Origin of the sequence: Veillonella rodentium (genome assembly GCF_900187285.1) — a bacterium.
In the GTDB taxonomy this organism is placed as follows: domain Bacteria; phylum Bacillota; class Negativicutes; order Veillonellales; family Veillonellaceae; genus Veillonella; species Veillonella rodentium.
Window position 1 is genome coordinate 557,501 of sequence record NZ_LT906470.1, and the last position, 23,695, is coordinate 581,195.

Genomic DNA, 23,695 nt, shown 5'->3' on the forward strand with positions numbered 1-23,695 from the left:
TGCCAAACGAGATGTCACGATTGAGGCTGCTAACAGTTTATATGAAAAGCATATTCCCGGGTTTGGTGAGATTTTCAGATTCTTATCCTATACGGAGGATATCGGTACAAAGGCTATGGCGTCTCGGGCAGAGGCGGGAGTCAATAATCATACTCTTATATTTTCTGTACCCGGATCCGTAGGGGCGGTTACATTGGCTATGGGAAAACTGATTATTCCTGAAATGGCTCATTTGGTGAGAGAAATAACTAAATAATGAGTTAATCATGAAAAAAGAAAAACAATACCATTGCAGTATTGTTTTCTTTCATTTATACTAGTCTTAGTAATACGTAAGTCCGTGTGTATAAGAAAGGAGATTATATGAAGTTAAATCAGGCCACGGATTATGCATTTCGTATGGTTTTACATATGTCTTTGTTATCTCCTGGAGAAAAGGTAACAGGTGCTGTGTTGGCCGAGAGGGAGTTGATTCCCGAACGGTTTTTGCTCAAAATTATGCGTAGTCTTATTGCAGCAGGGATTATGAGATCCTTCCGCGGTGTGGATGGCGGGTTTGCACTTAATCGTGAACCTCAAAATATTTCATTGCTCGATGTGATTAGAGCGGTAGAAGGGGATGCGTATTTACAACAATGTTTATATGATATGGGTTCATGTTCAAAGTCTTGTAGGGGACGTTGTGCTATTAATGAAGCGATGGGAATCATTCAACATCAACTAATAGATCAATTAGAAGGGGTTAATTTTTACCAGTTAGCTGAGCGAGAGGCGGTTATATTGCAGGAATTACAACCACTTTCACAAGTACAATGATGTAAGTTTTGAAATCGATGAGCTCATCAAGTGATGGTAGGAATTTAATTCTAAGGAGGAAAACAGATGTTTGAGGCTGTAGATTTAGCTCGATTGCAATTTGCGCTAACATCTATTTATCACTGGTTATTCGTGCCTTTTACGATAGGTATGACAGTGATTGTAGCTATTTTAGAGTGGACCTATGTGGCCACCGGTAAAGAAGTATATAAAAAAATGGCAAAGTTCTGGGGCAAATTATTCCTTATTAACTTTGCTATGGGGGTTGTGACGGGTATTGTTCAGGAGTTCCACTTCGGTATGAACTGGGCGGAATACTCTCGTTTTATGGGCGATATTTTCGGTGCTCCGTTAGCACTTGAAGCATTAATGGCATTTTTTTTGGAATCTACATTTATGGGCGCGTGGATCTTCGGTTGGGACCGTTTAAATAAAAGGGTTCATGCTTTTGTAGCTACCTTGGTAGCGTTGGGGACAAGTTTATCCGCATTTTGGATTCTCGTAGCAAATTCTTTTATGCAACATCCTGTAGGGTATGTGCTTCGCAATGGACGTGTAGAGATGGAGGATTTTTTTGCCATCATTCAAAACGGTTATGTGCCGGGGCAATTCTTCCATATCGTATTTAATGGTTTGTTAACTGCCGGTATAATCATCATGTCCATCAGTGCATGGCATTTATTGCGTAACAATGCCACTGATTTTTATCGCAAGTCTGCTAAATGGGGCATGATTTTCGCCTTTGTATTCGGGACATTGGGGGCCTTGGCCGGTCACCATCAGGGGCAATATGTTACAAAGGTACAGCCGATGAAAATGGCGGCGATGGAAGCGTTATGGGAAACACAGGATCCGGCTCCGTTTTCGTTGGTTGCCAATATCGATGTAAAGAAACAGAAAAATACAAGTGCCATTGAAATTCCCGGCGGCTTGTCTTTCTTGACTCAAAATTCATTCACTTCCGGCAAGGTGGAAGGAATTAAAGAATTACAGGCTAAGTCAGAGGCTCAATATGGACCTGGTAACTACATCCCGGATGTACGAGCTGTTTTCTGGACATTCCGTATTATGGTCGCTACCGGTTCTCTCATGTTGCTTGTTGCTTTCGTCGGGCTTATACTCAATGCGAAGAATAAGCTTGTAGGAAATCGCATCTTCTTAAAAATTATGTTCTGGATGTTACCGCTGCCGTTTATCGCGCATTCCACGGGATGGTTCGTAGCGGAAGCGGGCCGTCAACCATGGATTGTATATGGGTTACAACTCACTGCAGACGGCGCATCTAAAGCTGTAACGGCAGGTGAAATTTTGACGACGATTATCGGGTTTACTCTTATGTATCTTTTAGCGGCTATTGCGGCTATTTATCTTGCTGTAGAGCATATTAAAAAAGGTCCGGAAGGTAATCCGTCTCATAATGTGGTTGAAAAAGAGGAGGCGCGACTATGGAACTGATTTGGAATAACCTTGAGGTGGTATGGTTCATCTTAATTACCATACTGTTTGCAGGCTTCTTCTTGTTAGAAGGTTTTGACTATGGAACAGGAATTCTGTTGCCGGTCATCGGTAAAACTGACGTGGAACGTCGTCAAATGATTAATGCGCTAGGCCCTATATGGGATGGCAATGAAGTATGGATGATTACTGCTGGCGGTGCGTTGTTTGCGTCCTTCCCGCATGTGTATGCTACATTATTCAGTGGATTTTATCTGGTGCTATTTTTGATGCTTGCTATGCTTATTATTCGCGGCATATCTTTTGAATTCCGCTCTAAAAGTCCTAACTTATTATGGCGTAAGACCTTTGATTACTGCATCTTCTTCGGTTCATTGATTCCTGCACTATTGTGGGGCGTTACGGTAGGAAACTTGATTCAAGGTACACCGATTGATGGTAGTATGACATATGTGGGCACATTTCTTGATTTATTAAGCCCATATACCATTCTTTGTGGCATTGCATTTATTTTAGTATTTACATATCATGGTGGTTTATTTACATCTATTAAGACTGCCGGGCCTATATCTGAACGTGCCCGGGCTGCGTCATTAGTAGTAGGTGTTCCGGCGGCTATTGGTGCATTGGCATTAGTGATAGCTACTTATGTATATACTGATTTGTTTAACTCTGTATTGGCTACTATTTGTTTTACACTAACGGTTTTGTTTTTTCTTATTTCCTGGGGAGCTACACGTACTCGCAATACAAAATGGGGCTTTATATTTAGTTCTTTGTCTGTTATTTCTGTAACGATTGCGTATTTCTCCGGCTTATTCCCTCGTATTATGGTTTCGTCCTTGAATCCTGAGTGGAGCTTAACAATTTCTAATGCGGCAAACTCTACATATACATTGGCATTAATGACTTGCGTAGCATTCGTATTTGTACCGATTATTTTGGTTTACCAATCCTGGGTATATTGGATATTCCGTCATCGTGTAACAGAAAAAGATTTACATTACTAATCGGATAGAATTTTAGTATTCAAAGTTCATATCATCTGAATCATGAAAATTAGTATTCATTGTGAGGCGTGCTGTAGCGGCACGTCTCTTTTTTGTGGTAAGATGAGTGTAATATTGATAAAATTAGATTCAATTTAGAATTAGTACTTTTAAAAGGGATATTATATGATACAACGTACCGCATTAAAGGCGTTACTCGAGCATAAGGGGTCATTCTTTTTACTCGGGATGACATGTTTTATTGAAAGTCTCGCCATAGTTACACAGGCATGGTTTTTTGCTGTTTTACTTAATAATTTTATATTTTTGGAGCATTCAGTTCAGGATGAACATGATACTTTGATTTATTTAGGGATTGCCATTATATGTCGTTTGGGTTCTTATTATTTACAGGAGACGCTAGCATTGAGACTGGGGAACTCCGTGAAAGCATCTTTTCGTGCTCACGCATTACGACATATGTTTCAGCTCGGCGTGCAGCAGAAAGAGCGACATGGCGATGTCATTCATATGATTACAGATGGCTTAGAGCAGGTGGATGCCTATGTGGTTCGTTATATTCCGCAAATTCTCTATGCCATCATGATTCCACTTGTGATGGGAATTGCCATTGTGAATACGATGCCGATTATCGGTATTCTTCTTATCATAACCGTTCCGTTGATTCCGTTTTTTATGATCCTGATCGGGAAGCAGGCAGATCGCCTCAACAAGGAACAGTGGGAACGTATGAGCTTGTTATCAGGCCATTTCCTTGATGTGTTACAAGGTATTACGACATTGAAGCTGTTTGGTCGTGCAAAAGAGCAAATTCAGGTTATAGCCCGTTTATCTCGAGAATTCAAAGATTCCACGCTGCGCGTGTTGCGTGTCGCTTTTTTGTCAGCATTAGTGCTTGAATTAGTGAGCACCATCAGCACCGCTTTGATCGCTGTCTATTTAGGCTTAACCCTGCTGGATGGAGGCGTCGCTTTTTTGCCGGCATTTTTTATTTTACTGTTGGCACCGGAGTTTTATACACCTTTCAGACAGTTGGGGGCGGCCTTTCATACAGGGATGGCAGGAAAGACGTCTATACTTAAATACGAAGAATTCATGGCATCTCAATCACTTTTACCAAGAGGTGGATCTCAATGTATTGATGAGCCGCTACAAGATATTTCAATTGATGGATTAACCTTTACCTATGGAGAGGGTAAAAACGGTGTACACCATATATCTTTACAGGCTCATCGTGATAAATCTGTCATGCTTGTCGGTGAAAGTGGTGCAGGTAAATCTACAGTTGCTCATATTATAGGCGGATTCTTAAAGGCCCCGACAGGTACGGTTTTCGTTGATGGTTATGATATGACGGAGTTGGATATCGACTGGTGGCGTCGACAAGTTATTTATGTATCTCAACGGCCTCATCTTATGAAAGGAACTTTGCGTGAGATTTTATCTTTTGGCCTAGATGTCAGTGATGAGGATATTTTAAATGCTTGTAAAGAGGTGGCGTTAATCGATGTAATCAAACGTAAACCGGAAGGTCTCGATACGATTATCGGTGAAGGCGGTGCAGGTCTTAGCGGTGGTGAGCGACAGCGGGTAGCCCTAGCGCGTGCATTTTTACGACAGGGACAAATTCTTATTCTAGATGAAGTGACGGCTCACTTGGATGTGAAAACAGAATCTATAATCAGTCGTGCCGTTCAACGCCTGATGAAGGGGAAAATCGTCATCCTCATCGGACATCGATTGCAGACAATGCACTGGGCATCGTCTCTTTATGTGTTGAAAGACGGACACATTATCCAACAGGGGACCTATGATGAACTCATCAATACTGATGGATATTTTAAGGAGTTGGTATCGGCAGGAACAGGAAAACTTGATATAGCTTCGAGCGGAACATCTGTTGATGCTGGCAAATCAGAGGATACCGTTTCGGGAGCTTTCACATTGTATGAATCTGGCTATACAGGATCCGAGAATGTGCCGGCTGGCCAATCGGCACATCCGTCGCTTCGTGCTGAATCGATGTACGGGGATGACACACTACGTGAAAAAAGTTTGGAGAGAAGGGGCGCTGGATCGTTTATTGATTTACAAGGCTGGAAGCTGTTATTTTCTGTTCTTGGACCTGCTAAATGGTCCATGGTACTTGCTTTGATTTTTACATTCTTTACGGTTTTTATGAATGTAGGCCTTCTCAGTGTATCCGCTTGGTTACTGGCTTCTGCCGCATTACAGCCGGATATAACATATTTGAGCCTTGCTATCGTCGGTGTCCGCTCCTTCGGCATCAGTCGTGCCGTGTGTCGATATTTTGAACGATATACAACGCATCGCATGGCGTTTCAGGGCTTATACGGATTGCGCCTCTGGTTTTATAAAAGGTTGGAGCCGCTTGCACCGGCGATTTTGAAACGCATCGGAGCGGGCGATATGTTAGGTCGTATTATGGGGGATATTGAAGTATTACAATTTTTCTATTTGCGTACCTTAATTCCGCCGATAGCTGCTATCGGCTTGACCGCATTAGTAGCGTACGGTGCTTTTACAATCAGTCCTGGCCTGTTATGGCCCGTTCTGATAGCTGCAGTCGTGACGGGGATTATATTACCAATAGTTGTATATGGTTATAATCAAAAAAATTTACGTGTAATTGCACCGCAGCAGGGAGAATATAAGGCTCTGCTTAGCGATACAATGGACAGTTTGGAGGATATCATCAGTTACGGCAATGAAAATCTTGTGTATGAACGAATTCAATTCATGATGACTGCGGTTGATGACTGTAAGTCATCCATAGATAACGATATGAATCGTGGAAATACGGTTTTTATCGCGTGCATACAGTTAACAGTTATCATAGTGGCCTGTATGGCGGCACATGTGTTATCGGGACCTTATGCGAGCGTCATGGTAGCCGTAGCGGCTATCGGTGTTCAGGCATGGTTTGAATCATTGCAGCCGATGATAGCCGCTGTTCATCACGGTGCTGAAAGCCGGATTGCGACGAATCGTTTATTAGAGCTAGAGCAGGAGAGACCTCCTGTAATCGAAACTGTACAGCCGGAGCTAATTGATACGATAGAGCATATACATTTTAAAGACGTATCCTTTGCGTATGATGCATATAACAATATTTATGAAAATCTTGATTTGTACATCCCTAAAGGGCAATCTGTAGCGATTGTCGGGGCCAGCGGCTCCGGCAAAACAACATTGTTTAATATGCTGGAGCGACTCTATGATTACGGTGGCTCGATTGATATAGGTAAACATGAGTTAAAACATCTCGCTATCGATGCGTGGAGAGAATTACTGGGAACCATTACGCAAGATACATATATTTTCCATGCTTCTCTGAAGGATAATATTCGGCTTGCCAGACCGAGCGCATCTGATGACGATATAGATAGGACCATTAAAAGGGCCTCTTTGCAGGCGGTCGTAAATCGGCTCCCGAGGGGGCTTGATACCATTATCGGATCCGGTGGGTATGGCCTGAGCGGTGGTGAACGGCAACGCGTCGCCTTGGCAAGACTGTTTTTGCGCAATCCGCAACTCGTGCTTCTGGATGAACCGCTAGAAGGTCTTGATCAGGTGACCAGAAGGTCATTACATACAGACTTGATGAAATACATAGAGGGGAGAACATGTCTTTATATCACTCATCAATTAGAAGGTCTGGAAAAAATGGATCGAATTATATTTATGGATCAGGGACAAATTGTTGAAGATGGCACTTATGATGAACTCATTGCATCGGAGGGCAGATTTTATGAATATTGTTATTTGTCTATGGCACGTATCGGGTAGCAGATTTAGTAGTATTATATCGATAAATTACGCAATATATGGTATAATTTGAGTGTTAAAAGCTATTTCATGTTACCCTTGGAGGGGTTATGACTAGAATTTTCACCAAATTACGTGCTTTGGTGGATGAAGCATTGTCTGAACGGGACACGACGATTGAGGCTACTACTGTTAGTAATACTGTATCGATGGAGCCGGAGCTCTTCGATCATCGTCTATTATATATAGAAGAAGATATGGTTAATCGCATGTTGCGTGCCGCTCTTCGCAATCATTGGTTATTTTATTCCGTAACCTTTGAATTTGAACCGAATAATCAGATATTCCTGTCCATTATTACGAAGTGGGGGAATGTAATCAATGTGGAGTTTACCTTAGAGGATTTATGGTTTGATGATTATTCATCATCATTTGCCATACGGTTAGATACAAATAACATAGATACAGGCGGGTTTATTTTAAACTCTATTCTCCATTTACTTGGGAATTGGTGCCTCAGCCTGTTCGGAATATTCTTTAATCCCATTGAACTGGGTGAAAAGGGTTCCACCATGCGTTTTGAAAAGAAAGGTATCATTCAGTTTGATCTTTTGCCGAATACGAGGGTTAAGAAGTTTATACCATTACCGGAACGCCATATCGGCAGTACGGGGCCTATTCTGTTGGGAAATCCGAGAACCAGCCAGTCCGTATTACAGCTGGATTACTATGCGTTTCATGATCCGGTGGATACTTTCACGGTACCGGATGTGCCGACTCGTACCAGTTGGCTGCGCTCTATCGATATAGCGGCGGTATTACTGTTGCCAATCGGTGTATGGATTACCTTCATCATCCTGCATCATTATCTACCGACGGAAACCTTGGAATTTTCCTTTTCCACATACTTCTTGATTTCTCTGGGGATATTTATTATCTCCTTCCTGGTGATGAATATTCCGCGCTATCTGTATATGTACTTTGATTCGCGTAAGCAGTGGCAGAGCGCCTTTGTACATAACAATATCAAGATTCAGATGCGCAAATTACATCGTCGTATCTTCATGCAGCAGGCGACACTTACATCGGATTGTGATGAATGTACCGCAAATGAAAGCCAGGAGCGTATCAAGCACTTATTGCTTCAAATTCGGGATAAGCGTTTTTTAGCGAATCGCTTAAAGATTGCTGATGATGATCGAGCGCGAAAACAGAAGGTTAAATTTATCATTGCCTATATCGGCTGTACATTAATAGAGTTGATGTTATTGATGAATTGATTATGTATAGACGGTAATAAAAGTTTTGATAGCAATTATGTTTTAAATATATAATATGATATAAAAATACCGTATCTCGGATTTGTCGTGTCCGCTTGCTGTTAGATTTATTTTAATCTAATCGTAAGCGGACATTTCATTTACGAGATACGGTATCATTGGTTGAGGTAAGGTTAATCGTTTTGTAGTAATTGTATTTATATACTAAACTAGTATTTGTATGTCAATTACTACCGGAAGCGGACAGTTTAGAGATTTTTCTTTTTTCGACGTTTTCGTGCGGCTTTTCGTTTTTTCTGTGCCTGTTCGCTTTTTGGTTCTCTAGCGGGCTCGAAGACTTTTTGCGGTACGCTCATAAACGGTGGATAACCATATTCATTGGGTTCCGGTTGGCCCGGCAAAACCCAGAACAGAAAACCGACGAGCCATATAAAAAGGTATAATAAATAATTAACCGGGGAGACGGCTGTATAGGTATTGATGAAAATGATAATGGCTGACCAGAGAATGCCGGCCCATGCATTAAATCCGATATCGTGAATGCGTCGTCCGAAGAGAGCGCAGGATAAAGGGAATAAAGCGGCTAATAAAAGCCATATGAACGCACGGGAAATCCAGTATGATGGTAAAGATACGACAAACTCTATCAGTTTAGTGTCAAGAATATGGACGATATAGAATAATATCATCAGCACGATAAATAGTATGATAAATTGTAAGCGGTTTATCCGGCCGGATAAGTTAAATATCGTTAAGCCCCTTCTACGCCCCAGAAATGCGATGAGAAAACCGATGGCGCAAATCAGAAGCGTACGCAGCAATGCATAAATTAAATCCATAAATTCCCCTTTTTAAAATTTTTATTACAATTTTATTAATTCCGGTAAGACGAGTTCGAATGCCACACCATGTTTCATTGATTTTACATTATCCACGGTAGCCTGAATCGCTTTCGTTGTAAAATTCATAGCCAGCTCTGCCGCATCGTACGGTGAATATCCCTTCATGACGGCACCGGATAATACGGCGGTGAAAATATCTCCGGTTCCGGTTGCTTTTACAGGTACCAGCGGGATAGAATAGGTTTGTAAGTTGTCTGTAATGCCGTCGTATACGGCGACGGTGGCGTGCGTTTCGGATGGCACACTGGTCATGATGACCATGTCCGGGCCCATCTGATGTAATTGCTTGCAGCGGTGTCGCAATTCATCTTCGCTGATAGGGTGTGTTGAATACGGTATATCCAATAAAAAGCAGGCCTCCGTATAGTTCGGCTTGACGATATGCGCTTTAGATACGAGGTGGCGCATGGCAACAACCATGTCCGATGTATAGATGGAGTAAAGTCGTCCGTCATCGGCCATAGCCGGATCGACGATAATCATTTGGTTAGTATTGCCAAAACGATTGATGGCCTCCTCTACGAGGTGAATCTGCTCGGGAGATGCCAAAAAGCCGCTGACGATAGCGTGAAAATCGATGTTATTCTTTTCCCAGCAATCCATAAAATCGCGCATGTGATCGGAGAGGTCTACGAATTCATAGTGCGGATATTCTAAGTGATTGCTCAATACAGCTGTAGCCAGCGGAACCGCCTGACATCGCATGGCGCTGATGATAGGAATCATAACCGTAAGGGCGCAGCGACCGATGGAGCTCATATCCTGTATGGTTAATATTCGCGGTACTGTATTCATAAACACCTCCAATAGATTATATCTTCTATTGTACGGTATAGCAGGCGTCCTGTAAATGTAATCATTAAATTCGTGAAAAATTTTTCACAATATAGTATAATAAAAAGATAAAATTTTCTATGGAGGATAGTTAAATGACAAGGTATGTGTTTCGACGTCTAGGTGGCGCAATTATAATCTTGTGGGTTATTATTACCGTAACCTTTGCATTAATGCATGCAATACCGGGTGGACCTTTTACAACAGAGAAAAAATTACCGCCTCAGGTAAAAGCAAGTATTGAAGCGAAGTATCATTTGGATGATCCGTTGTGGAAACAATATGGCGATTATCTGGGCAGTGTGGTTCAGGGTGATCTGGGACCGTCGTTTAAATATGAAGGCCGTAGTGTTAACGATATCATCAACGATGCATTTCCGGTTTCCGCACAACTCGGGTTGTTGGCGTTAGCCGTAGCCGTTGTAGGTGGAATTACGGCCGGAGCTATCAGTGCGATGCGACCAAATGGTATTGTAGATTATGTGATAACATTTGTATCTACCTTGGGTATTTCTGTACCTACCTTTATTATTGGAGCCGTGTTGGTATATGTGGTAGGCTTCGAATTGGGCTGGCTACCTGTCGCATTATGGCGTGGACCGTCCTATATGGTGTTGCCCGTACTTACCTTGGCGGCACAGCCGATGGCGTTTATTGCACGGTTAACCAGAAGCGGCTTGCTTGATGTGTATCAGCAGGAATATATCCGCACGGCACGTGCTAAGGGCCTGAGCCGTTGGACTATTTTGACGCGGCACGCTTTAGGCAATGCAATACTGCCTGTAATTACATATTTAGGACCTTTAGCGGCAGGACTTTTGACCGGCAGCTTCATTGTGGAAACGATTTTTGCGATTCCCGGTTTGGGTCAATATTTTGTAACGTCTATTTATAATCGGGACTATACGGTTATTTTAGGTATAACGATTTTTTATAGTGCTCTCGTAGTAGCGCTTAATATTCTCGTGGATATGGTGTACCCATTGATCGATCCACGCGTGACGACAGGGGAGGACAGAAATGAATAGAGAAGAATTTTTTCCTATCGAACGCTCCCCGCAGGATGACAGTTCGACGTTTGTAAAACGTCCGGGTAAGTGGGAACGATTCAAGGTAAATCGATTAGCCGTTGTAGGTGCGTCCATTATTCTGGTGATGATTGTACTGGCGATTTTAGGACCTATTATCTCACCGTATACCTATGCGGATCAATCTTTATTGAATGCGAATCAGGAGCCGAGCTTTGAACATTGGTTCGGTACCGACACATTAGGCCGTGATATTTATACGCGTGTTATGTACGGCGCCCGTATTTCCTTGACTATCGGGTTTGTAGCGGCTTTTATCAATTTTGTTATCGGTGTAATGTATGGCGGTATCGCCGGTTATATGGGCGGCAAGGTGGACCGTATCATGATGGCTATCGTAGATATCCTTTACGGTATTCCTCTTCTGCTATATGTTATTTTGCTGATGGTCGTACTGGGACCGGGCCTTATGTCTATTTTTCTGGCCTTGGGTATTGCTTATTGGCTAAATATGGCTCGTATCGTACGCAGTCAGATTTTGAAAGTAAAACGTGAGGAATATATCGTTGCTGCCGAGGCGATGGGAATCCCGAAGAGACGTATTTTAATGCGTCATATTTTACCGAACTGTGTGGGGCCTATTATCATTACTTTGATGTTGGCTATTCCGGAAGCTATTTTTACGGAAGCATTTCTCAGCTTTATCGGACTTGGTGTAAATGCACCGATGGCAAGTTGGGGTGTGTTGGCATCCGAAGGCATCAGCAGTATGCGTTCTTACCCGTTTCAGTTGATATTTCCCGCTGTCGCAATCAGTATAACTATGCTTGGTTTTGTATTTCTCGGCGACGGTTTGCGCAATGTTTTAGATCCTAAGGAAGGAGATAGATGATGAACAACCAGATCATTGATGTTCGCAATGTGTCTATTACGATTGATACCTTCCAAGGTCCGTTGCGGGTGATTCGAAATCAAGATCTCACCTTGAAAGCCGGAGAAATCTTAGGTATTGTTGGTGAGTCCGGATGCGGTAAATCTGTGCTCGTTAATTCGTTAATGGGTCTATTACCGAGCGGGAAAACGAGGATTAAGGCCGATTCATTTGTAATCGATGGTCATGATTGCTTAGCGTATGATGAGGATGACTGGAATGAATTGCGAGGTACCACGGTAGCCATGGTGTTCCAGGATCCTATGACCTCCTTAAACCCGATTTTGACGATTGGTGAACAGTTGTATGAAGTCATCGAACGCAGTAATGCTTATGGTGATGATTACGATGAAAAGGCGATAGCTATTGATTTGTTAATGAAGATGGGCTTGTCTACACCGGAAAAGCGTTTATCGCAATATCCCCATGAGTTGAGTGGCGGTATGCGTCAGAGGGTATGTATCGCCATGGCTGTGGCGGGGCGACCGAAGATTCTCATCTGCGATGAGCCGACGACGGCACTTGATGTGACTACAGAGGCTCAGATTTTACGCCTTATGCAGACCTTAGCCGTTGAGGCAGGCATTGGGATTATTTTTATCTCTCATAATTTACGTGTTATTGCTCAGCTTTGTGATCGTGTTATGGTTCTATATGCCGGTAAATGCGTAGAGTCTGCGACCGTTGACGGAATATTTAATGATCCGAGACATCCTTATACAATCGGTCTGCTGTTGGCATTGCCGCAAGGGAAATGGCATGGTGAACTGAAAGCCTTAGAAGGTCAGCCGCCGGATTTATTTAATCTGCCTAGAGGCTGTTCTTTTAATCCTCGGTGTAAATGGGCTATGCGCATTTGCGGCAAGCGTATCCCGATGGATGTGGATGTCGCTGAAAATCATCAATTTGCATGTTGGTTATCTAAGTTGGAGGGACTCTAATGGGATATGTATGGGAGACAGAAAATCTCGTTAAAGAGTTTACTCTGTCAGGCGGCTTATTTAAGCCGAAACAAACGGTGCATGCTTTACAAGGGGTTAGCCTGTATCAATCGGAAGGGGAAACACTCGGTATTGTTGGGGAATCCGGTTGCGGCAAGTCCACTTTCGGCTACACCCTGATGGGGTTACATGAGGCTACGTCCGGTTCCATTTATATGAACGGACAGGAAATTGATCCTTATAGAAATCGGGATGCAGTTCATCCTGTGATGCAGATGGTTTTTCAAAATCCTTACGCATCGCTCAATCCAAGGCTTACCGTTAATACGATTTTAGAAGAGCCTTTGGAGCTGGATACGAAATACACCGCTCGGGATCGTGTCATTCGTGTAAAAGAAGTGTTGGAGCAAGTAGGTCTTACGATGGCTTTCGGGGAACGCTATGCTCATGAATTATCCGGCGGTCAACGTCAACGTATCGGTATTGCGCGTGCTTTGATTATGGAACCGCAATGTATTATCTGCGATGAGCCGCTTTCGGCATTAGATGTATCGATTCAGGTACAGATTATGACATTATTGGAGCGTTTGCAGGCATTAAACGGGATATCGTACCTTTTCATTTCTCATGATTTGAGTATGGTGCGTTACATCAGCCATCGGATGGTGGTTATGTATATGGGGTCCGTTATGGAAGAGGGACCGGCTCTTGATTTGTATGAATTCCCACAACATCCATATACTCGTGCGTTAACGGCACTGAACGGACCGGTTATCCCTCATGCGCCGATAGGGACACCGCTTAGAGGGGAACCGCCAAATCCACTAAATCCGCCGACAGGATGCTTATTCAGCGGACGTTGTCCGGAAGCGGAACAAAGGTGTTATACAGAGCGACCACCGCTCAGGGAATGGGCTGATCGTCGCATTGCGTGTTGGCATTTGTAACGGGAGATTATAAATGGGAAAACTAATTGTTGGCAAGTCTTTGGAGAATCGGCTCGATGCGTACATCAGAGAATTTGCACCTGCCGGAAACATATCCTATGTAGTTATGCAATTTAATGATGGCGAGGAACCGATTCTCATCGCTGCTAAGGGAGAACATACGGTACATAGCGGTGCGAGTATGATTAAGGTACTCATTATGGAATACGTTTTTTATTTGGCTCGTATAGATCAACTGAATCTGAATGATGCGGTTTCTCTTTCGCGTACACCTCGAGTTGAAGGCGGCGGAGCATTACAGGAGCTGACAGGTAAACATAGTTTTACATATTTGGAATTATGTCGGCTGATGATGGTGCTCAGTGATAATTGGGCTACAAACCTTCTTATCATGACGCTCGGTATGGAGAATATCAACGCCCGTGCGGAACAGCTGGGGCTTGATGACTTGGAACTCAATCGCATGATGATGGACTTCGAGGCATCTTCAGAGGGCCGGGAGAATCGGCTAACCGCTATGTCCTTAGCACGCTTGTACCATCACATTTTTGAACATAGAGACCGTGATGCATACGGGCATGAAATGTGGAATATTTTGGGACGTCAACAATTTAGAGATATTCTGCCCTTTTATTGGGGCGAAGATGTATGCTTTCACCATAAAACGGGATCCCTTGATTGCGTAGAGCATGATGGAGGCGTACTGGAAACATTTAGCGGTCATTTTTGTTTTGTGCTGCTCATGAGCGGTATTGGAAATGTCCGTGCCAAAGAATTAGGTGCTCGAGTGGGGCGCAGTATGAAAGAATTTGTAGAGGAAGCATTGCCATGATGGATAAACGCAATTTGTTAAAACTCATGGTTCTCGCTCTCGGTGTGAGTGTGATTCTATTTGTGTTTGGATACCCAAGAGGGGCTCAACATATAGATGAACATACAATCCGTTACGTTTTAGAGCAGGAACCGTCTACGCTAGACCCGGCGAAGTCGAACACATCTCCGGAGGCTACGGTACAATTACAATTATTTGATGGCCTTGTGCGCCTCAATGATGAAAGTGAGCCGGAACCGGCGCTTGCGAAAAGCTGGGAAATTTCCGAAGATGGTTTGGAATATACATTCCATTTACGACCTGATTTGAAGTGGTCAAACGGTGAGCCGTTGACCGCCCGCGATTTTGAATACGCATGGAAGCGCGCCTTAAATCCTGATGTTCATGCGGATAATGCATATATGTTATATGTGCTGAAAAACGGCGAAGCCTATAATAACGGTGATGCCGAGGCTGATGATGTAGGTGTTAAGGCTGTTGATGATGATACGCTTGTAGTTACACTGGAAAATCCGACGGCGTATTTCTTAAAATTGCTTGCATCTCACGGTTATTATCCGGTGAATAAAAAAGCGGTAGAGGCTCATGAAAACTGGGCATCCGAAGCGGAAACGCTGGTATCCAACGGACCGTATCGCCTGCTTCGTTGGCATCATAACGGAGAAATGGATTTTGTAAAGAATCCGAACTATTGGGATGCCGATTCCGTTAAGACCGAGAATATGAACTGGCCTATCAGCGAATCTCAAAGTACGAGGTTGACTCTTGTGGAAGGCGGCGAAGCCGATATGACCGTAGAACCGCCGGTGGCGGATCAACAGAGGCTGGAAGAGGCCGGGCTGTTACATATCGGGCCTATGTTAGGTAACTATTACTATGTGTTTAACGTGACCGCTGAACCGTTCACAGATCCTGAAGTGCGTAAAGCATTCTCCATGGTTATCAACCGGGCTGATATCGTTAAAAATATTGTCAAGGGCGGTAAAGAAGCCGCATATGCGTTTGTGCCGTACGGTATGCTTGAAAGCAACGGCCGCGACGATTTCCGCGAAGCCGGCAGCTATCTCGTGTATGAAGATGTGGAACAGGCAAAGGAAATTCTGAGAAATGCAGGCTATGGGAAAAATCGTCCATTGCCGCCGATTACGATATTGTACAACACCAGCGAGCTGCATAAATCTATTGCAGAAGCTATTCAAGCGGCCTGGACCGAAGCTTTCGGTGCAGATGTGCGTTTGCAGAACCAGGAAACAAAGGTATTCCTCGCTGATAGGGAGGCGGGTAAATACCAGGTGGCTCGTGCTTCCTGGGTAGCGGACTACAGTGACCCTCAAAACTTCCTGGAGGTGTTCTCCGCAGAGGATAATGACGGTCAATATCATAGCGAAGAATACAATGACCTTATCGCACGTATCCGTGTGACCCCTAATGGACCGGAGCGTGATGCGCTCATGCATGAAGCGGAAAAGATGATTTTTGATGAATCCCTTGTTATGCCGTTGTATTTTACAACTCAGCCATATGTAACGAACGGAACGATTCAAGATTATTTCTGGACCACATTAGGTCTTGTTGACTTTAAAAAAGCATACAAATAAGATACACTTAAGACGTACACATTGTGTACGTCTTTTTGTATGTTTGCTTTCCAGTATGAACGTTAGAAAAGTTTAGATAAATTGTGAGGCATTATGGAGTGGAAATATCCGAAACGGTTGGCACCGGGTATGACAATCGGTTGTATAGCACCCGCCAGCAGCAGCGATGAGTCATTAGAAATGATACAGCAGATATGTAGAGCGAAAGGGTATGATATTATATTCGGTGAATCCTGTCGCAGCAAGGGATTATATGGCGGATCGGCAGAGAAACAAGCCGAAGAATTTCAATGGATGATGACAGATGGCCCTTGTGATGCGGTCTTGGCATTGCGCGGAGGCTACGGCACGATGCGATATCTTGATAAAATTGATTACGATGCTGTTCGAGAGTATAAGAAGCCTTTTATCGGATATAGTGACTGTACAGCTCTTCATATGGCGATTAATCGATACAGTCGTCTCGTAACCTATCACGGTCCGATGGGTGTCGATTTTAAACCGGAAAGACATGATGACATTGATGCTCTTTTTTCAGCGGTGGAAGGTAAATTGCAGGTAATTGAACCGTTACCGGAGCCGCCCCGTGGTGCCATCGGAACCGAATTAGGTGACGGTATCTTGCGTGGCGGTAACATGACAATGTTATCCATGCTTTGCGGTACTCCGTATTTTTTTGAGGATGACAGTGTTGAGGATACGATTCTTTTCATCGAAGATATAGGGGAAGCGCCGTATAAATTAGATCGTATGTTGCAACAATGGCGTCTATCCGGATTGTTGAATCGCATCAAAGGTCTTATGGTCGGTACTTTCACGGATTGTGATGGCGATGAGGGCGAACGGGAGTATGATATAGGGTATGAAGCATTGCGATATATGGAGGAAAACCGCAAGTCGTCTTTGCCGGATCCCTTTGTTTGTTATGTTCCGACCGGACACGGTACACCTCATCAGACATTGCCGTTAGGGGCACATGTTCATTTCAGATATATTTCAAACACAATCGTGTTATCGCCGTATACATCCTAATAAGAAAGAGAAACTATGACATTACAGGAACGTGAAGCACAGGCTTGTGCTATTATTGACAATCTGCAGGATGAGTTAAAGGCAATTTCTCTATTTCTGCATGATAATCCCGAGTTGGGGCAGGCGGAATTTAAAGCGCTGGAGAAAATCAGTCAGTACATGACGGATAAAGGATTCATTACACAAGTCGGATTAACCGGACGGCCTGAACTGCGCACAGCAATGCGCAGCGATAAGAATATAGAACGGAATCATAAAATGGCTTTTCTCGGCGAATATGATGCATTGCCCGAGTTAGGTCATGGGTGCGGACATAATTTAATCGCAATCATGAGCATGGGCGCGGCTATAGCCTTTAGTCAAACTTGTGATGAACGGTGGGGCACAACCTTCTTCGGCTGTCCTGCCGAAGAAACTATCGGCGGTAAGGTATTTATGGCGGAGGAGCACCTCTTTGATGGATATGAGGGGGCACTTATCATTCATCCGGGTGGTGAAAATGAGGTTGGCGGTACATCGTTGGCGACGCATCCTCTGGAGGTGACCTTTTACGGCCGTTCTTGTCATATTGCATCCCTTACAGATTCCGGTGTCAATGCGCTCGACTGCGCCGTTGATTTATATCAATCGATAAAACGTATGAAAGCGGAGCAATTTCCTAAAGGTGTTATTGTAGGTATCATTTTCACGGAGGCCGGAGCAGCCCCTAATGTGGTGACCGATACGGCAACGTTGCGCATGACGGTGCGTGGTAGAACTGTGGATGATCTGGAACATATTATTTTACCGGCTATTAAAGCTGAGGCGAAGGAGATTGCAGAACATTATGGTGCTCGTGTGGAGATGCATCATTATGAGCCTCTCTTTAAGGATATGCGACAGGATAAGATGTTACTGGAGCTGTTTGATGAGGTTATGACTGAGTTCGGAGAACGGCCGAGGAGACTGCCCGATGACGAGGCTGACGGCAGTACTGATGTAGGAAATGTGTCTTATGAGGTCCCGACAGCACAGCCGACATTGCAAATAGGTTTGGGGCTGGAGGCGCATACACCGGAGTTCACCTGTGCATCGGGGTCTGAGTATGGGCTCGATCAGGCGATTAAAGGCGCAAAAATCATGGCAGTCGTCGCATTGCGATATGCGATGTCCAAATTTTGACATAATGTATACAATCAAGGTACAATAGATACGATAATTAGTACGAAACAAGCCGTCTTATGTAAGGCGGCTTTTATTCCGATGGAGATTGATATGAGTGTGTTAACCGTTTCCCATGTGACTCATGGTTTTGGGGCGCGACAAATTTTAGATGATGCATCGTTCCGATTGCTGAAAGGCGAGCATGTAGGTCTCATAGGGGCTAATGGGGAAGGGAAATCTACATTCCTCAACATCATTACCGGTAAATTACCGCCTGATGAGGGCAAGATAGAATGGTCAAATCAGGTGACTGTGGGTTATTTGGATCAACATGCAGTGCTTGAAAAGGGTATGACGATTCGAGATGTCTTGCAAAAGGCCTTCGATGACCTTTTTGTGATGGAACAGAATATCAATGATGCCTATAATCGCATGGGTGATGTCTCGGAAGCTGAAATGAACAAACTGCTCGAACAGGTCGGAGAATGGCAGGAGATTCTTGAACAGCGGGGCTTTTACGAAATTGATGCGGTTATTGAACGCACCGCATCCGGTTTAGGGCTCATGGATATCGGGCTCGATCGGGATGTGACCGAACTCAGTGGCGGGCAGCGTACCAAGGTGCTATTAACAAAATTGTTACTGGAGAAACCGACTATTCTATTACTGGATGAACCGACTAACTATTTGGATGTAGAGCATATTCATTGGTTACAAAATTACTTACAGAATTATGAAAATGCATTTATCCTGATTTCTCATGATATGGGGTTTTTAAATTCCGTAGTCAATGTGATTTATCATATCGAGCAAGCCGTGCTCACGCGTTATACTGGTGACTATCATCAGTTCCAGGCGGCTTATGAGGTAAAGAAGGCGCAAGCTCAAAAGGCGTATGAACGTCAGCAGCAGGAAATTGAACGCATGGAGGATTTTATCCAGCGAAATAAGGCGCGCGTTGCGACGCGGGGTATGGCAAATTCGCGAGCAAAGAGGCTGGAGAAGATGGAAATTCTGGAAAAACCGAAGGAATATATCAAGCCTAGTTTCGGTTTTAAGGAAGGGCGTACGCCGAGTCGATTTATCGTGGAGGCCTTTGGCCTTGAAATCGGCTATGATGAATCTCTTACGAGACCGGTTGATTTTCAGATTGAACGAAACAAAAAAATTGCAATCCGCGGTGTTAACGGATTAGGAAAAACAACATTGCTGAAAACGATATTGGGACTTTTGAAGCCGGTCAGCGGAGAACTTGTTAAGGGTGAGTTTTTGCAAGTCGGTTATTTTGCACAGGAGGATGCGCCGTCCAACTCGGAGACGGCACTTGACTACATCTGGAACGAATACCCGTTGATGACTAATGCGGAGGTACGGGCGGCATTGGCGAGATGCGGTCTTACCAATGAACATATTACGTCACAAATGCGCGTGCTTTCAGGTGGAGAGAATGCGAAGGTACGCCTTTGCAAACTGATGCAGAATAAGTATAATGTTTTGGTCCTGGATGAACCGACAAATCATCTGGATGTGTATGCAAAAGAAGAACTGAGCCGTGCGTTGCGCGCGTTCAAAGGCACTATTGTGCTCGTAAGTCATGAACCCGATTTTTATAACGGGTGGGTTACGGATATTTGGAATATTGAGGATTGGACGACAAAAATTGTTTAGGAGGACCGATGAATCAACGTGCGAAGGACGGGATAAAGCAGTTTTTACAGGCTTTATCTGTTGATACAGAGGCGCCGGAATTAGAGAAAACACCAAGTCGTGTAACGGAATTATACGGCGAATTATTTAGCGGTGTCGGGATGGATACGAAATCCGCGTGGGGCGACACCTTTACGGCAGACTATAAGGGCCTGGTGGCTTTGAGTGGAATACCGTTTTATTCCATGTGCGAGCATCATTTGCTGCCGTTTTTCGGTACTGTAGATATCGTATATCAGCCGAAGGACGGTTGTGTGGCGGGGCTCAGTAAGTTTCAGGATGTGGTGAACATCCTCAGTCGAAGGCCGCAATTACAGGAGCGGTTGACGTCGGAACTGGCCGATGCGATTATGAATGATTTATCGGCTCACGGTGTATTTGTGCGCATCACATCAACTCAGTTATGCATGTTGATTAAGGGGACTATGCAGCAAGATTCAAAGGTAATCACCTTGGAGAGTCGCGGTGTATTAGATGAGACGGGGACGCTTCGAGATGAAGCGTTAGCGATGTTAGGCGGAGGTCAGGCAGATGTTTAAACGTAGAAATTATACATGGAAAGATGGGAAGAGCTTAGCTTTATCCGATCGAACCCTCATTATGGGGATATTAAATGGAACGCCTGATTCCTTTTCGGATGGAGGCCAATTTGACACGCCGCAGACGGCAGTGGATCATGTGAAACAGATGATTCAGGACGGTGCGGATATCATTGACCTCGGTGTCGAATCAACGAGACCTGGAGCAATACCGTTGACCGCGGATGAAGAGATCAGACGTTTATCTGAGTTGCTGGAACCGGTATTGAATGCATCGACGGTTCCTGTTTCGATTGATACATATCATGCGAAGACCGCGGATTATGCGTTCTCAAAAGGAGCGCATATCTTAAATGACGTGTGGGGCCTGCATTACGACCCGGATATGGCGGCTGTTGCGGCACAATACAAGGTGCCTATCATTATCATGCATAACAGCAATGATACGAACTATGGTGATATTATTGAAGATATGAAAGCCTTCTTCTTTGCTGCTATAGACAAGGCGATGAAAGAAGGCGTATTGCCTCAACAGATTTGGATTGATCCGGGAATCGGTTTCGGCAAGACGGAAGAGCAGAACATTGAGGTTATACAGCGGTTGGGCGAATTGACGGCTTATGAATATCCGGTTTTATTAGCACCTAGTCGAAAGCGTTTTATCGGCTCTATCTTGGGCGGCCTGCCACCGGAAGAACGTGATGAAGGTACCGTAGCCGCGTGCATTACCGGTGTATTCCAAGGCGTTGATATGGTACGTGTTCATAATGTACGAATGCATAAGCGAGCTTTAGCCGTGGCGGATAGTTTGCTGCGAGGTGAATGATATGGATAAAATCGTATTAAAGAATATGGGCTTTTACGGATATCATGGAAATCTGGAGTCGGAACAGGAACAGGGACAACGTTTTTTTGTGGACGTGGAAATCACCACGGATCTTACAAAAGCGGGACAAAGCGATAATTTAGAGGATTCCATTAATTATGTAGAAGTCTATGAATTGGTACGTTCCGTTATGATCGGTGAGAAATGTAATCTGTTAGAGCGGTTGGGGGCGCTCATTTCGGACTCCTTATATCAGCATTATCAAGGTATAGTAGGGCTGTCCGTGACGGTGCGTAAACCATCGGTGCCGATTGCGGGTATGCTTGACTATGTTGAGGTGGTTACTACGCGGGGCCAAATTTGATGTATACTTATTTTATCGGTGTCGGATCGAATCTGGGGGATAGATATCGATATATTGATGAAGCATTTCAATCCTTTCAGACTCATGATGATATATATAATGTGCACACTTCCACGCTAATTGAGACAGAACCCTGGGGCTATAAAGATCAAGGTACATTCGTAAATGGCATGTGGTCCTGTGAAAGCAGTTTATCTCCACATGATATGCTCGAAGTATTACAGAATCTGGAGCGTGTTGCCGGTAGAGAGCGGCATATTCATTGGGGACCGAGAACATTGGATTTAGATATCATTCTAATTTATGAGAATGATAGGTTATTTTCTGTTGATGATGAGATTCTGACGGTTCCGCATCCGTATTTCTGGGAGCGGGATTTTGTACTGAAGTCGTTGATGGAATTATTGCCTGCTTTCATTTATAATGGGATATCTATCAAGGATAGATTATCTGTATTAGATATATAATATACGAGACATATTATATAGTTACGTTTTATGATAAGGGGTTCCTGGGGAGGATAAATGTATATAAAACGTATAGGTCTATGCATTTTAGCCATAATTATAATGGGATTATCATATTGGCTTGCCGTGGGTGGAACTAATCATGGTACCAAGACGATTCGCATAGATCCGGAGTCGCATGCACTGGTAAATTCTAGTGATGCCGTTATCTCCAAACGTATTTTAGCTATGAAAACTGTAGACTCACGAGTTTATTTTCTTGGCTATGACGGTTATGGAGTGTATAATCTAGATAATAATACTCTTAGCCTTATGCCGATTGCTTTCAGAGGGCCCCATGTGGATGTTCCGGAGACAACGGCATATCAAAGAGGGTTAAAGAATGTTATTAAGGTAAAAGCGTTTTCCGATTTTGATGATAAGGATCGGTCCGAGTTGGAGGGATTGTTGAAATCCTCTGATCGTGGAACCTATTACTATGGAGACTTCTATCATTCCGGTTATGAAGCATCTCTTATAGATCTGCGGGATCAGTATTTTATTACAAATACGGTACGAGCCTTAAAACGGGTTAATCATACATTATATGTGTATGATGCATCGGGATTTATCATCATTGATCTGGATACGCGACAGATTCAAGGATTTTTCAATAATCGCATTAGTGGTGAAGGTGCGAAAGGGATACCGGATAGCTTACGCGGTCATTATGGACCGAATTTCACTATGATTTATGCATTATCTAAATTAGCTCCCGAAGATTTGGATATTCTTTGGACGATGCGCAAGCAGTATTTAGAAAAATCCCCTCAAGTTGTAGAGGAGAAAGATTTATTTCCTTTAAATCTTGAGGATATGACATTATAGGAGGTATATATTATGCTTTGGTCTATTATTGTAGGCGGATTTATCGGCTTTGTAGCAGGCTGTATTACAAATAAATCTGAAAAAATGGGTATTATTTATCGTGTTGTTGCAGGTTTAGTCGGTGCTTCTGTAGGTCAAACCTTGCTTGGCACTTGGGGCCCTAGCCTTGCCGGCATGGCGTTGATTCCGTCCATTGCGGGGGCTGTTATCGTTGTTGCCGTTGTAAGCTTCTTTACAGGTCGTAATAGTTAATTTCTTTTAGTATGATAGTGATTGATTATCAAGCATATTAGAATAGTATCGGTAACATAATCATTAAATGAAAAGGTCCGCCTATTCCGTCCGGCGCTCATTGTAGAGTCGTTATTTATCGGAATGGGTGGACCT

23 protein-coding genes (1 of these 23 only partly in view) are annotated in these 23,695 nt (G+C 43.7%); 21 read left to right on the top strand and 2 right to left on the bottom strand.

What is annotated here, in order from left to right; genetic code table 11:
* From CKV62_RS02430 to CKV62_RS02455, 6 genes are all read left to right on the top strand, one after another.
* A protein-coding gene (locus CKV62_RS02430) for a MogA/MoaB family molybdenum cofactor biosynthesis protein (RefSeq protein WP_095065431.1) crosses the window boundary here: on the top strand, nt 1–256 show its 3' portion. It extends 239 nt beyond the left edge of the window; 256 of the gene's 495 nt are visible here — the last part of the coding sequence; its start codon lies off the left edge, out of view; it ends in the stop codon at nt 254–256.
* Nucleotides 257–363: 107 nt separating this feature from the next.
* Complete coding sequence (locus CKV62_RS02435) at nt 364–816, top strand: RrF2 family transcriptional regulator (RefSeq protein ID WP_095065433.1); 453 nt, start codon at nt 364–366, stop codon at nt 814–816.
* 66 nt (nt 817–882) lie between these two features.
* Nucleotides 883–2,271: a cytochrome ubiquinol oxidase subunit I gene (locus CKV62_RS02440; RefSeq protein WP_095065435.1), complete on the top strand. Its 1,389-nt coding sequence runs from the start codon at nt 883–885 to the stop codon at nt 2,269–2,271.
* A complete protein-coding gene (gene cydB / locus CKV62_RS02445; protein WP_095065437.1) occupies nt 2,262–3,281 on the top strand; it encodes a cytochrome d ubiquinol oxidase subunit II in 1,020 nt (339 codons plus the stop codon). Before CKV62_RS02440 ends, cydB begins: the two co-directional genes overlap by 10 nt.
* Before the next feature lie 165 nt (nt 3,282–3,446).
* Complete coding sequence (cydD, locus tag CKV62_RS02450) at nt 3,447–7,091, top strand: thiol reductant ABC exporter subunit CydD (RefSeq protein ID WP_095065440.1); 3,645 nt, start codon at nt 3,447–3,449, stop codon at nt 7,089–7,091.
* 89 nt (nt 7,092–7,180) lie between these two features.
* Nucleotides 7,181–8,350, top strand: a complete 1,170-nt coding sequence (locus tag CKV62_RS02455) for a hypothetical protein (RefSeq protein WP_095065442.1) — start codon at nt 7,181–7,183, stop codon at nt 8,348–8,350.
* Between the two features lie 248 nt (nt 8,351–8,598).
* On the opposite strand, the gene CKV62_RS02460 is transcribed toward CKV62_RS02455, so the two are convergent.
* Together CKV62_RS02460 and CKV62_RS02465 are read right to left on the bottom strand one after the other, a co-directional pair.
* Nucleotides 8,599–9,189, bottom strand: a complete 591-nt coding sequence (locus tag CKV62_RS02460; protein WP_095065444.1) for a DUF805 domain-containing protein — start codon at nt 9,187–9,189, stop codon at nt 8,599–8,601.
* A gap of 24 nt (nt 9,190–9,213) precedes the next feature.
* Nucleotides 9,214–10,047 (bottom strand): pyridoxamine kinase, encoded by an 834-nt coding sequence (locus tag CKV62_RS02465; RefSeq protein ID WP_095065446.1) that lies wholly within the window; start codon nt 10,045–10,047, stop codon nt 9,214–9,216.
* A gap of 134 nt (nt 10,048–10,181) precedes the next feature.
* Here CKV62_RS02465 and CKV62_RS02470 point away from each other — a divergent pair, with 134 nt between their 5' ends.
* From CKV62_RS02470 to CKV62_RS02540, 15 genes are all read left to right on the top strand, one after another.
* The gene (locus tag CKV62_RS02470; RefSeq protein WP_095065448.1) at nt 10,182–11,114 is read left to right on the top strand and encodes an ABC transporter permease; all 933 of its coding nucleotides are present in this window, start codon (nt 10,182–10,184) and stop codon (nt 11,112–11,114) included.
* A complete protein-coding gene (locus CKV62_RS02475; RefSeq protein ID WP_095065450.1) occupies nt 11,107–12,006 on the top strand; it encodes an ABC transporter permease in 900 nt (299 codons plus the stop codon). The genes CKV62_RS02470 and CKV62_RS02475 overlap by 8 nt, the downstream gene beginning before the upstream one ends.
* Nucleotides 12,006–12,986 carry an ABC transporter ATP-binding protein gene (locus CKV62_RS02480; protein WP_095065452.1) on the top strand — a complete coding sequence of 327 codons (981 nt, stop codon included), beginning with the start codon at nt 12,006–12,008 and terminating at the stop codon, nt 12,984–12,986. Before CKV62_RS02475 ends, CKV62_RS02480 begins: the two co-directional genes overlap by 1 nt.
* Complete coding sequence (locus tag CKV62_RS02485; protein WP_095065454.1) at nt 12,986–13,933, top strand: ABC transporter ATP-binding protein; 948 nt, start codon at nt 12,986–12,988, stop codon at nt 13,931–13,933. The genes CKV62_RS02480 and CKV62_RS02485 overlap by 1 nt, the downstream gene beginning before the upstream one ends.
* A 13-nt stretch (nt 13,934–13,946) precedes the next feature.
* Entirely contained in the window at nt 13,947–14,765 is an 819-nt protein-coding gene (locus CKV62_RS02490) for a serine hydrolase (protein ID WP_095065456.1), read from the top strand.
* The gene (locus CKV62_RS02495) at nt 14,762–16,363 is read left to right on the top strand and encodes a peptide ABC transporter substrate-binding protein (RefSeq protein ID WP_095065458.1); all 1,602 of its coding nucleotides are present in this window, start codon (nt 14,762–14,764) and stop codon (nt 16,361–16,363) included. Before CKV62_RS02490 ends, CKV62_RS02495 begins: the two co-directional genes overlap by 4 nt.
* Nucleotides 16,364–16,456: 93 nt before the next feature.
* On the top strand, nt 16,457–17,395 hold the full coding sequence (locus CKV62_RS02500; RefSeq protein WP_095065460.1) for a S66 peptidase family protein: 939 nt from the start codon (nt 16,457–16,459) through the stop codon (nt 17,393–17,395).
* Between the two features lie 15 nt (nt 17,396–17,410).
* Nucleotides 17,411–18,556, top strand: a complete 1,146-nt coding sequence (locus tag CKV62_RS02505) for an amidohydrolase (protein WP_095065462.1) — start codon at nt 17,411–17,413, stop codon at nt 18,554–18,556.
* A gap of 93 nt (nt 18,557–18,649) precedes the next feature.
* On the top strand, nt 18,650–20,206 hold the full coding sequence (locus CKV62_RS02510) for an ABC-F family ATP-binding cassette domain-containing protein (protein WP_095066696.1): 1,557 nt from the start codon (nt 18,650–18,652) through the stop codon (nt 20,204–20,206).
* 8 nt (nt 20,207–20,214) lie between these two features.
* Entirely contained in the window at nt 20,215–20,784 is a 570-nt protein-coding gene (folE, locus tag CKV62_RS02515) for a GTP cyclohydrolase I (RefSeq protein ID WP_095065464.1), read from the top strand.
* Nucleotides 20,777–21,610, top strand: a complete 834-nt coding sequence (gene folP, locus CKV62_RS02520) for a dihydropteroate synthase (RefSeq protein ID WP_095065466.1) — start codon at nt 20,777–20,779, stop codon at nt 21,608–21,610. Before folE ends, folP begins: the two co-directional genes overlap by 8 nt.
* A gap of 1 nt (nt 21,611) precedes the next feature.
* Nucleotides 21,612–21,974 (top strand): dihydroneopterin aldolase, encoded by a 363-nt coding sequence (folB, locus tag CKV62_RS02525; RefSeq protein ID WP_038117103.1) that lies wholly within the window; start codon nt 21,612–21,614, stop codon nt 21,972–21,974.
* On the top strand, nt 21,974–22,441 hold the full coding sequence (gene folK / locus CKV62_RS02530; RefSeq protein WP_095065468.1) for a 2-amino-4-hydroxy-6-hydroxymethyldihydropteridine diphosphokinase: 468 nt from the start codon (nt 21,974–21,976) through the stop codon (nt 22,439–22,441). The genes folB and folK overlap by 1 nt, the downstream gene beginning before the upstream one ends.
* Before the next feature lie 57 nt (nt 22,442–22,498).
* Entirely contained in the window at nt 22,499–23,308 is an 810-nt protein-coding gene (locus CKV62_RS02535; protein WP_095065470.1) for a hypothetical protein, read from the top strand.
* 12 nt (nt 23,309–23,320) lie between these two features.
* The gene (locus CKV62_RS02540) at nt 23,321–23,560 is read left to right on the top strand and encodes a GlsB/YeaQ/YmgE family stress response membrane protein (protein ID WP_095065472.1); all 240 of its coding nucleotides are present in this window, start codon (nt 23,321–23,323) and stop codon (nt 23,558–23,560) included.
* Nucleotides 23,561–23,695: the final 135 nt, after the last annotated feature.

What these genes read in the sequence shown, in the direction of transcription:
- CKV62_RS02435 (WP_095065433.1), top strand. Translation starts at nt 364, where the DNA reads ATGAAGTTAAATCAGGCCACGGATTATGCATTTCGTATGGTTTTACAT.
- CKV62_RS02440 (WP_095065435.1), top strand. Translation starts at nt 883, where the DNA reads ATGTTTGAGGCTGTAGATTTAGCTCGATTGCAATTTGCGCTAACATCT.
- cydB (WP_095065437.1), top strand. Translation starts at nt 2,262, where the DNA reads ATGGAACTGATTTGGAATAACCTTGAGGTGGTATGGTTCATCTTAATT.
- cydD (WP_095065440.1), top strand. Translation starts at nt 3,447, where the DNA reads ATGATACAACGTACCGCATTAAAGGCGTTACTCGAGCATAAGGGGTCA.
- CKV62_RS02455 (WP_095065442.1), top strand. Translation starts at nt 7,181, where the DNA reads ATGACTAGAATTTTCACCAAATTACGTGCTTTGGTGGATGAAGCATTG.
- CKV62_RS02460 (WP_095065444.1), bottom strand. Translation starts at nt 9,189, where the DNA reads ATGGATTTAATTTATGCATTGCTGCGTACGCTTCTGATTTGCGCCATC.
- CKV62_RS02465 (WP_095065446.1), bottom strand. Translation starts at nt 10,047, where the DNA reads ATGAATACAGTACCGCGAATATTAACCATACAGGATATGAGCTCCATC.
- CKV62_RS02470 (WP_095065448.1), top strand. Translation starts at nt 10,182, where the DNA reads ATGACAAGGTATGTGTTTCGACGTCTAGGTGGCGCAATTATAATCTTG.
- CKV62_RS02475 (WP_095065450.1), top strand. Translation starts at nt 11,107, where the DNA reads ATGAATAGAGAAGAATTTTTTCCTATCGAACGCTCCCCGCAGGATGAC.
- CKV62_RS02480 (WP_095065452.1), top strand. Translation starts at nt 12,006, where the DNA reads ATGAACAACCAGATCATTGATGTTCGCAATGTGTCTATTACGATTGAT.
- CKV62_RS02485 (WP_095065454.1), top strand. Translation starts at nt 12,986, where the DNA reads ATGGGATATGTATGGGAGACAGAAAATCTCGTTAAAGAGTTTACTCTG.
- CKV62_RS02490 (WP_095065456.1), top strand. Translation starts at nt 13,947, where the DNA reads ATGGGAAAACTAATTGTTGGCAAGTCTTTGGAGAATCGGCTCGATGCG.
- CKV62_RS02495 (WP_095065458.1), top strand. Translation starts at nt 14,762, where the DNA reads ATGATGGATAAACGCAATTTGTTAAAACTCATGGTTCTCGCTCTCGGT.
- CKV62_RS02500 (WP_095065460.1), top strand. Translation starts at nt 16,457, where the DNA reads ATGGAGTGGAAATATCCGAAACGGTTGGCACCGGGTATGACAATCGGT.
- CKV62_RS02505 (WP_095065462.1), top strand. Translation starts at nt 17,411, where the DNA reads ATGACATTACAGGAACGTGAAGCACAGGCTTGTGCTATTATTGACAAT.
- CKV62_RS02510 (WP_095066696.1), top strand. Translation starts at nt 18,650, where the DNA reads ATGAGTGTGTTAACCGTTTCCCATGTGACTCATGGTTTTGGGGCGCGA.
- folE (WP_095065464.1), top strand. Translation starts at nt 20,215, where the DNA reads ATGAATCAACGTGCGAAGGACGGGATAAAGCAGTTTTTACAGGCTTTA.
- folP (WP_095065466.1), top strand. Translation starts at nt 20,777, where the DNA reads ATGTTTAAACGTAGAAATTATACATGGAAAGATGGGAAGAGCTTAGCT.
- folB (WP_038117103.1), top strand. Translation starts at nt 21,612, where the DNA reads ATGGATAAAATCGTATTAAAGAATATGGGCTTTTACGGATATCATGGA.
- folK (WP_095065468.1), top strand. Translation starts at nt 21,974, where the DNA reads ATGTATACTTATTTTATCGGTGTCGGATCGAATCTGGGGGATAGATAT.
- CKV62_RS02535 (WP_095065470.1), top strand. Translation starts at nt 22,499, where the DNA reads ATGTATATAAAACGTATAGGTCTATGCATTTTAGCCATAATTATAATG.
- CKV62_RS02540 (WP_095065472.1), top strand. Translation starts at nt 23,321, where the DNA reads ATGCTTTGGTCTATTATTGTAGGCGGATTTATCGGCTTTGTAGCAGGC.